Origin of the sequence: Italian clover phyllody phytoplasma str. MA1 (genome assembly GCF_000300695.1) — a bacterium.
Lineage (GTDB): Bacteria > Bacillota_I > Bacilli_A > Acholeplasmatales > Acholeplasmataceae > Phytoplasma.
In genome coordinates, this window is the sequence record NZ_AKIM01000061.1 from 1 (window position 1) to 8,272 (window position 8,272).

The window sequence follows — 8,272 nt, forward strand, 5'->3', positions numbered from 1 at the left end:
AAAAATTAATTTTTATAAGCAAATATACATAGAAAAATATTGACATTTTTTAATTAATATTTAAAAAATGAGTTTGTTTTATTAAAGTTGTAAGCATTTGTTTTTTGGTTAAGTTGTTACATATGTTTTTATAATCATTATTTATTTAAAAATTAATATTTTTCGATAAATATTTGAAAAAAAGTAACAACAGAAAGGTAATTAAAAAAATGTCTTATATTCAGGGATTACGTAGTAAAATAGGGAACGATCCGATTTTTTCTCCAGGAACTTCTATTATTGTTTATGAAAATAATAAATATTTGCTTCAATTTAGAAAAGATTTTCAAATTTGGGGTCTTCATGGCGGAGCTATGGAATTAGGAGAAAATTTCAAAGAAGCCGCTTTAAGAGAGTTAAAAGAAGAAACTGATTTAGATGTTGTTACTATGAATTGCTTCAAAACATACGCAGGAGAAGATATTAAAATCATTTATCCTAATGGCGATATTGTTTATCCTGTAGTGATGGGTTTTATCGTTAGCAAAACAGAAGGACAACCTAACCAACAACATGATGAAGTTTCTGATTTAAAATGGTTCAATGAAGAAGATTTGCCTATTGAAGATATGATGATGATGGACAAAAAATTTTTAAAAGATTTTATTCAATACAAAAATTCCAAAAATAAAATGAACAATATTTGACCTTATTTGGCCTTGTGAATCAAATTAAAACATCTTTTTATAAAAAAATATATTGTTATTTTTTAAATAAATAAAGGAGTTTCATTAAAATGTCTAAACAAGAAATACGTTCTAAGAAAAAACAATTAAAGCAAAAAGCCAAACAAAAATTATTTTTAGAAGGCAATTTATTTAAAGTCCTTTTAATGTTGGTCATCCCTATCGCTTTAACCAATATAGCTTTTCAAGTGATGCCTAAAAATATCGATCTATTTATGGCAATTACACCCGAAGGGTCTGAAAAATTTACCGATTCTCTTGCTATAATCAGCAGTATTCAAAATATGTTTTCTTTTATGGGTTTATCTTTGGCTACAGCAGGCATAGTTTTAATAGTTAAAGAATACGCTAAAAAGAATTATAAAACTGCTCAAAAAATGATTAAAACTACTCTTTTTTCTATTATAGGTATTACTTTCAGCATCGCTTTAATAGCTGTCATAATCGGCAGTCCTATTTTACATAAAGTCTTTTCCGGCATGGAAGAAGAAGTTTTTAAAACAGTTTATAAATATTATATTTTTTTAATTATTTCAGGAGTTTTAATGGCTGTTAATACGGTCTTATTAGGATTAGAACGAGCAAAAGGGGATATTAAAACTATTTATCTTTCCAACACTTTGTTTGTTTTTTTCAAAGTATCTATCAATTTATTATTCGTTTATGGTTTTGATAAGAAAGATCCTTATTGGTTAGGGGTTTCTACTGCTTTATCAAGTTTTTTAGTAACTATTTTTCTAGTGGTTTTCTTTGTTATTTCTTTAAAAAAAGATCAAGACGAATTGACAGACAGCGAACAAGTGGATAACAATAAAACTAATATATTGAAAAATATTTTAAAATTGGCTTTACCTATTTTGGGCGGAAAACTAATTTATGAAATTGGAAGACTAATTATACTTATTATCAGTTGGAAAGTTTATCCAAGCGGAAGTTTAAGCGCGGTTCAAATAGGTGATAGCATAGCAGCCATCGGTTTGAATTTTGGTTTTGCTTTAGAAGAGACTCAATTGTCTATTATTTCGGCTAACCTAGCAAATAAAAATCTAAAAAGAGCTTTTGAAACAATTAAAAAAACTTTATTATTAAATATGATTTTAGGTTTTGTTTTCACCATTCTTTTTGCTTTTTTTGGCACAAACATATGTTCTTTAATCAAAGGCCAAAGGTTACAAGGAGAAAGAGAAAAACAATTTCAACTAGGCATCGTGATCGCTTCTATTTCTGGCTTTTATACAGTTGTTACTAAAGGAATAATGATTAGAAGTATGATACCTTTTAAAAAACCTCGTATTGATATGTTTTTCGCTTTATTAAGAGTGTTTTTAAGAATTTATTTCATCATTATTTTAGGATTTAGCCTTTCATCACCTTGGAACAAATACGAAAAAGCGGATGAATCTTGGAGAGGATATCATTATGCCAATCTAACAACGAACACAATCCTTCTCTTTTCGGTTGCTTATTATTTTTATTTTAAATTTTATAAAGATATTAAAAAAAATGGTTTTGAAGATATGCGCCTATAATATGAGCATTTTAAAGGCGAATAAAAGACTACTTGATTTCAAGTAGTCTTTTTTCTTTCTGTGTTGAAACGTGAGAGAAGTTTTTTCATTAAGGGAGGATTTTTAAAATAATTAAAAGAGTCGATTAATCATTATTCTCTTTAGTCTTTTACTTTTTGTTTTGTTTTAACCTTTTTTCTTGTAAAAATTGTTCTACCATTTTTAAAACATTAGGATTCACAAAAAGTATATTAGAACCATCTTTAAAATGAGTTTTACGATCTAAATTTTTAAAAACAACAATCTTAACTGTATTAGGATCGACGTTTTTTAAAATTATATTCAATCGGAACTTTTTATCTTGTTTTTTAAACATAATATCACTCTTTTTCTGCATAGAATAGCTTTTTATAATATTAAAACATTTATGTAAAAAACAAAAACTATTATATAAGTTAAAAACCACTAAAAAAAGATATAGTGGCTTTTTTTTATAATCAATATTTAGTTCATTTAGTTAGTCGGAAAAGGGGAAAATTGGTCTTTTTCTTTAATGTTGGTTAATATTCTTAAAGAGTTTACAAGGACTAAAATAGTACTAATCTCATGTAAAAAGACAGCCCAAGGTAGTTTAATATCAGCGATAAAATTAGTTACAGATAAAATAACGATAACCCCAATAGAAAATATAATGTTTTGAAATATTATACTATTTAACTTCTTAGAAACTTTATGAGCATAAGTTATTTTATTTAAATTATTTTTCATTAAAACCATATCGGCAATATCGATAGCTACATCGGTGCCTTCTTGCACGGTAATACCTACATCAGAATTAGCTAAAGCAGGGGCGTCGTTTATTCCGTCACCTACCATAGCTACCATATCGTATTTGCTTTTGATTTCGATTATTTTATTAGATTTATCTTCTGGCAAACAATCAGATAAAACATAATCCACGTTTAATTTTTTTCCTATTGCCATAGCGTTTTTTTCATTATCGCCTGTCAACATGATTGTATGAATGTTATTCTCATTAAAGTAATTCACCATTTGTTCAGCTTCAGGACGTAATACATCCAAAATAGCTATTACCATAATTATTTTGCCATTTTCACTAAAATAAAGCACTGTATTACCTTTTTCTAAAAGATGTTTAGTTTTTAGTTCTATTTCTTCAGAAACTTGAGTGAAAGAGTTGTATTTAGATATTTTATATTGACGACCTTTATGAAAAGATTCTAAACCAACGCCAATTAAATTATCAACTTGCATTTCAGGAATATTATTTAATGTAAAACTTTGACTTAAATATTTATTGATAGCAAAAGCTAAAGGATGGTTAGATTTTTGCTCCATTTTACATAAAATAGTTAAATAATCTATTTTATCTTTTTCTTCTATTTCCGAATGAAAAAAAATTTCTTTGACTGTAGCTTGGCCGGTAGTTAAAGTTCCTGTTTTATCAAAAACAATAGCTTTAATGTTGGATAAATTACTTAAAGAATTGCCATTTTTCAATAAAATACCATTTTTAGCTAAATGCGAAATAGAAGCAAAAGTAGCAGGGACATCAGAAGCGACCAAAGCACAAGGGGAAGCTACAGTTAAAAAGACCATACTTTTATTAAAAATATGTGTAAATTCGAAATAAGGAATAGAAGGGTCAAAATAATAATGTATTATTTGACTAAATAATAAAATACCAACAGAAATTAACATTATCAATTTTACATATAAAGGTTCTAATTTTTTAATTAAATTAGCTCTTTTAGACATATTATTTTTCATTTGATAAGATAATTGAATAATTTTGGTAAAAATATTATTTTCTACCGTAGCGATAATTTCAACAATTAAAGTATTATTGCCATTAATATTACTACCAAGAACTTTATCACCTACTTTCTTATCAACAGGAATACTTTCTCCCGTAATGCTGGATTCGTCAATAGAAGAAGTTCCAGAAATAATAATACCATCAGAAGGAATTTGATCTCCGTTTAAGACGATAACTTTATCGCCTATTTTTAATTTTTCTACTTCTATTAATTCAAATTCGCCGTTTTCTTTTAACAATCTTGCTTGAGTAGGAGCCATTTTTAAAAGATTTTTAATTTCTTTTTGGTTTTTATTTTCAATATATTCTTCTAAAAAATTAGCAGTAGCGAAAATAATAATCAATAAAATTGCTTCGTTAAAATTTTGTAAATAAATCGCCCCCAAAGCACCTAAAGTCATTAAAATATGAACGTTTGGGGTAAATTTTTTATTTTCTTTTGTATCTTGATAAGTTTCTACAAAACCTTCTATAATAACATGACAACCTGTAAAAAACAAAATAAGGATTGTTAAGGTATATTGAAGTGGTAATTTATAATTTTCTTTGTTATCCAAAACACCAGAAAAATTAATAGGTAAAAAAACTAAAGCATACAATAACAAACCACAAATAAAAAGAAAAAAATATGTTTTTTGATTTTTATGGGTTTGTTCTTGGTTATTATATATATTATTGTAATTTTCCATACTATGAGTCAACTAATTATTAACCTCTATTTCAAAAAAATATTTTTTTCATTCTTTATTTTCTATTTAAATTTATTCTTCTGAAGAATCTTCTTCATTTGTTTGTGATTCAGTTTCAGTTTGCGAATCTTCTTCTAATTGAGCTTGTTTTTTTTCTTCATTTAATCTTGCTCTTTCAACTATCTCTTTATAAGTTTCTATGATGGCGTTTTCAATCATAGTTCTTGTTTCGGTATTGATAGGATGAGCTATATCAATATAATTAGGTTTTTTAACATCAGAATTGGTTTTAATACTAGGCATTGCAATAAAAATGCCTCTTTCTCCTTCGATAATTTTAATATAATGAACAACAAAGGCATTATCAAAAGTAACAGAAGCAACACCTCTTAATCTATTTTCACTCTTGTGTAATTTGACTCTAACATCGGTAACTTGCATTTATATTGTTCCCCTAACTCTTATATTTTTTATTTTAAAATAAATCTAATTAAACTATAAATCTATTTTAACATAATTATAAAAAATATTAAGAGTTTATTATTTTATTTTTCAAATTAAAGTGAGAAATTTTTCTTTATAAAACAAAAAAATCAAAAAAAGAGGTCGCTATTTGTTGAAATTGTGCAATTCCTATTTGTTCTGCTCTTATATCTAAAGAAAGTTGATTTTTGTCAAAAAAAGGCATTAATTCCTTTTTAGAAATTTTAAAATAAGAATGTAGATTATTTAATAATTTTTTTCTTTTTTGTTGGAAAGAAGCTTTAACAAAGGTAAAAAACTTCTTTTCTATAAAAGCTTTTTTTGTTGATTCTAAAAGGATTCTTTCGAACTTTAAAACTATACTATCTACTTTTGGCTTAGGAAAAAACATAGTATTTTTCACATCTTTAATTTGACTAATTACCATTAAAGACTGAAAAATAACACTTATAGAATTATAAGTAGTATTGTGTGGTTTAGATAAAAGACGCAAAGCTACTTCTTTTTGTACCATAATAGTGAAATTTTTTATTTGCGGCAAAAATAAAATTTTAAATAATATAGGAGAGGTAATATTATAAGGCAAATTACCTATTAAAACAATATCCTCTTCTTGAAAATAAGTTTGAAAATCTTGTTCTAAATTTCTTTTTAAAAAATCATAGTAAATAATATTAATATCGAAATGAGAATCAAATTGTAAAAAAGGTTTTAAAGAAGTGTCTATTTCGTAAGCCACAACTTTTTTTGCCTTGGTAACGATTAATTTAGTTAAAGCACCTTTCCCGGGCCCTATTTCCACAACATTTTGATTATCTAAGTCAGCTTTTTCCACTATATAAGTCAATAAATTAACGTCATTTAAAAAATTTTGACCGTATTGTTTTTTAATTATGTGTTTTGGTTTCATTCTTTTTTATCTGAACACTCTCTATAATAAAAAAACTTACGGTTTTCTTTTTGCATAACACCATCCATTAGACTACTAATAATGGTTGATTCTCGACTTAATGGCTGAATTCGATTATTCGATGAATTATGGGACGAAATAAAAATTTGTTCGCTAACATTGTCGTCATCTTCTCTATAAGCATCTTGTGTAATAGAATTATCTTCAAAAGTGTAATATTCGCCATTAACGCCGTAATGTTTTTTAATTTTATTTATAATTTCTTTATTCTTATCGTTATTTTCTTTATATTTCCATATGCTACGGTTTAAAAAATCTTGACATAAATTCGCTAAAATAACGTCTTTATCTTCTTGTAAGCGAACAATTAAAGAATTAACGTAAAAATCATCTATTTTTAAATATGTTTCTAAATTTTTATTTAAATCTTGTTTTTGATCTAAAAAATCTTTCAAAAGAACGACAACATAACTATCAAAAAAATAATTTTCAGAAATTAATTTTTTTATTCTAATGAAAATTTTTTCTAAAATGATTGAATAACCTTTGATTTTTGGATGATAATAAACTTGTCTATACATATGATAACGATTGATTAAATAGTTTTCAATCGCGGAAATACCGTTTTTTCTAAAAACTATTTGATATTTTTGTTCACGTTTTTCTATATCAATAATTCTAATCAAACGATCAGTATCTATATGTCCATAATAAACACCTGTAAAAAACGAATCTCTTTTTAAATAATCTAAGCGATCAAAATCTAATTGACTTGTTAAAAGTTGTTGAATCAATTGAAATTCGTTATCTTTTTCTTTTTTAATAACAGAAGCTACATCTTTTTTAAAATCTTGATCTATGGAATCTAAAATAGCTCTGATTTCTTCATTATTAACGATAATTTGAGCGGTTTTTTCTTCATGATTAGTTTTAAAAATGCGTTCAAACATGTGAGAATAAGCGCCATGACCGATATCGTGAAGTAAAGAAGCGGTCAATAAAATTAATTTGTTTCTTAAAGAAAAAATTTCTTCTGATAGTTGAAATTTATGAGTTTCTAAAAACCTTCTTGACAACTCATAAACCCCTAAACTATGAGAAAAACGTGAATGTTCCGCGCCATGAAAAACTACATTAACAAAACTTAATTGTTTAATGCGTCTTAATCGTTGAAAAACTTTAGTATTGATCAACCTTTCTAAAAAAAGATAATCTAAATAAATATAACCATAAATTGGATCTCTAAAAACTTCTGGTCTATGAAATTTTTTCGGCTCTTTAAAATTATTTTTTTTACACATTATACATATGACTCTTTCTTTTTTATCCAAAAAATGTTATTTTTTAGAAATATGGAATAAAAAATATTTTGATCATAATTATATATTTTCGATGATTGTTGCATTTTGACCAAATAACCTTATTTAAAAAAGTTATAAATCCAATTATTTCTTAATTAAAGTTACTGAATCTCCGCTTTTTAATAAAAACGCGCTAGCATCGTCAGTATCTAAATGACATTCTAATCTGTAATCTTTATGTACACGACACAAAACATCTTCTAAAACGCCTGGTTTAATGCCATCAATTTTAACATTTACCATTTCTTTATCTACGATGCCATACTCTTTAGCTTCTTCTTCAGAAAAATGAATATGTCTGTCTGCTAAAATAACCCCTTCAGCGATATCTACTTGCCCTTTTGGACCAATTAAAGTGGCTTTATCAGAATTTTTAATATCTCCGGAACTTCTTACAGGGGCTTTAAATTTATATCTTAAATTATCGCTTTGACTAATTTCCACTTGATCAACATTTCTAACTGGACCAACAATACGTACGCCTGTAATTAATTTGCCTTCAGGACTCATAACATCGATCTTTTCTTCAGCAGCGTATTGACCCACTTGTTTTAAATTTTTAAAAACATTTAATTGATAATTTTCGCTACCAAACAAAATATCTAATGTTTTTTGTGTTAAATGAACGTGTCTTCCAGACACACCTACAGGTATTTTTTTGGACATGATTTTTTTCTCCTTAAATTTAATCAAAAATATTTTAAATTATACATTTTTATTATATAAAATTTTATAACTTAAAATATATATACTATT

Annotated in this window: 8 protein-coding genes; 2 read left to right on the top strand and 6 right to left on the bottom strand. The window is 26.1% G+C overall.

Annotated features, from left to right (window positions below; genetic code table 11):
- Positions 1–209: 209 nt before the first annotated feature.
- Both RI01_RS02400 and RI01_RS02405 read left to right on the top strand, forming a co-directional pair.
- Complete coding sequence (locus tag RI01_RS02400) at positions 210–686, top strand: NUDIX hydrolase (protein WP_017193079.1); 477 nt, start codon at positions 210–212, stop codon at positions 684–686.
- 89 nt (positions 687–775) lie between these two features.
- A complete protein-coding gene (locus RI01_RS02405) occupies positions 776–2,254 on the top strand; it encodes an MATE family efflux transporter (RefSeq protein WP_017193080.1) in 1,479 nt (492 codons plus the stop codon).
- 148 nt (positions 2,255–2,402) lie between these two features.
- Here RI01_RS02405 and RI01_RS02410 read toward each other — a convergent pair whose 3' ends face one another.
- From RI01_RS02410 to pduL, 6 genes are all read right to left on the bottom strand, one after another.
- Positions 2,403–2,609, bottom strand: a complete 207-nt coding sequence (locus tag RI01_RS02410; RefSeq protein WP_017193081.1) for a hypothetical protein — start codon at positions 2,607–2,609, stop codon at positions 2,403–2,405.
- A gap of 137 nt (positions 2,610–2,746) precedes the next feature.
- Positions 2,747–4,774, bottom strand: coding sequence for a heavy metal translocating P-type ATPase (locus RI01_RS02415; RefSeq protein ID WP_235728186.1), 2,028 nt, complete (start codon positions 4,772–4,774; stop codon positions 2,747–2,749).
- A 60-nt stretch (positions 4,775–4,834) separates the two neighbouring features.
- Positions 4,835–5,203, bottom strand: a complete 369-nt coding sequence (gene spoVG, locus RI01_RS02420; protein WP_017193083.1) for a septation regulator SpoVG — start codon at positions 5,201–5,203, stop codon at positions 4,835–4,837.
- Between the two features lie 136 nt (positions 5,204–5,339).
- On the bottom strand, positions 5,340–6,155 hold the full coding sequence (gene rsmA, locus RI01_RS02425; protein ID WP_017193084.1) for a 16S rRNA (adenine(1518)-N(6)/adenine(1519)-N(6))-dimethyltransferase RsmA: 816 nt from the start codon (positions 6,153–6,155) through the stop codon (positions 5,340–5,342).
- Positions 6,152–7,456 (bottom strand): HD domain-containing protein, encoded by a 1,305-nt coding sequence (locus tag RI01_RS02430; RefSeq protein WP_017193085.1) that lies wholly within the window; start codon positions 7,454–7,456, stop codon positions 6,152–6,154. Before RI01_RS02430 ends, rsmA begins: the two co-directional genes overlap by 4 nt.
- 144 nt (positions 7,457–7,600) lie before the next feature.
- A complete protein-coding gene (pduL, locus tag RI01_RS02435; RefSeq protein WP_017193086.1) occupies positions 7,601–8,182 on the bottom strand; it encodes a phosphate propanoyltransferase in 582 nt (193 codons plus the stop codon).
- Between the last annotated feature and the right edge of the window lie 90 nt (positions 8,183–8,272).

Coding starts and splice junctions, on each gene's coding strand:
- RI01_RS02400 (WP_017193079.1), top strand. CDS start 210: ATGTCTTATATTCAGGGATTACGTAGTAAAATAGGGAACGATCCGATT.
- RI01_RS02405 (WP_017193080.1), top strand. CDS start 776: ATGTCTAAACAAGAAATACGTTCTAAGAAAAAACAATTAAAGCAAAAA.
- RI01_RS02410 (WP_017193081.1), bottom strand. CDS start 2,609: ATGTTTAAAAAACAAGATAAAAAGTTCCGATTGAATATAATTTTAAAA.
- spoVG (WP_017193083.1), bottom strand. CDS start 5,203: ATGCAAGTTACCGATGTTAGAGTCAAATTACACAAGAGTGAAAATAGA.
- rsmA (WP_017193084.1), bottom strand. CDS start 6,155: ATGAAACCAAAACACATAATTAAAAAACAATACGGTCAAAATTTTTTA.
- RI01_RS02430 (WP_017193085.1), bottom strand. CDS start 7,456: ATGTGTAAAAAAAATAATTTTAAAGAGCCGAAAAAATTTCATAGACCA.
- pduL (WP_017193086.1), bottom strand. CDS start 8,182: ATGTCCAAAAAAATACCTGTAGGTGTGTCTGGAAGACACGTTCATTTA.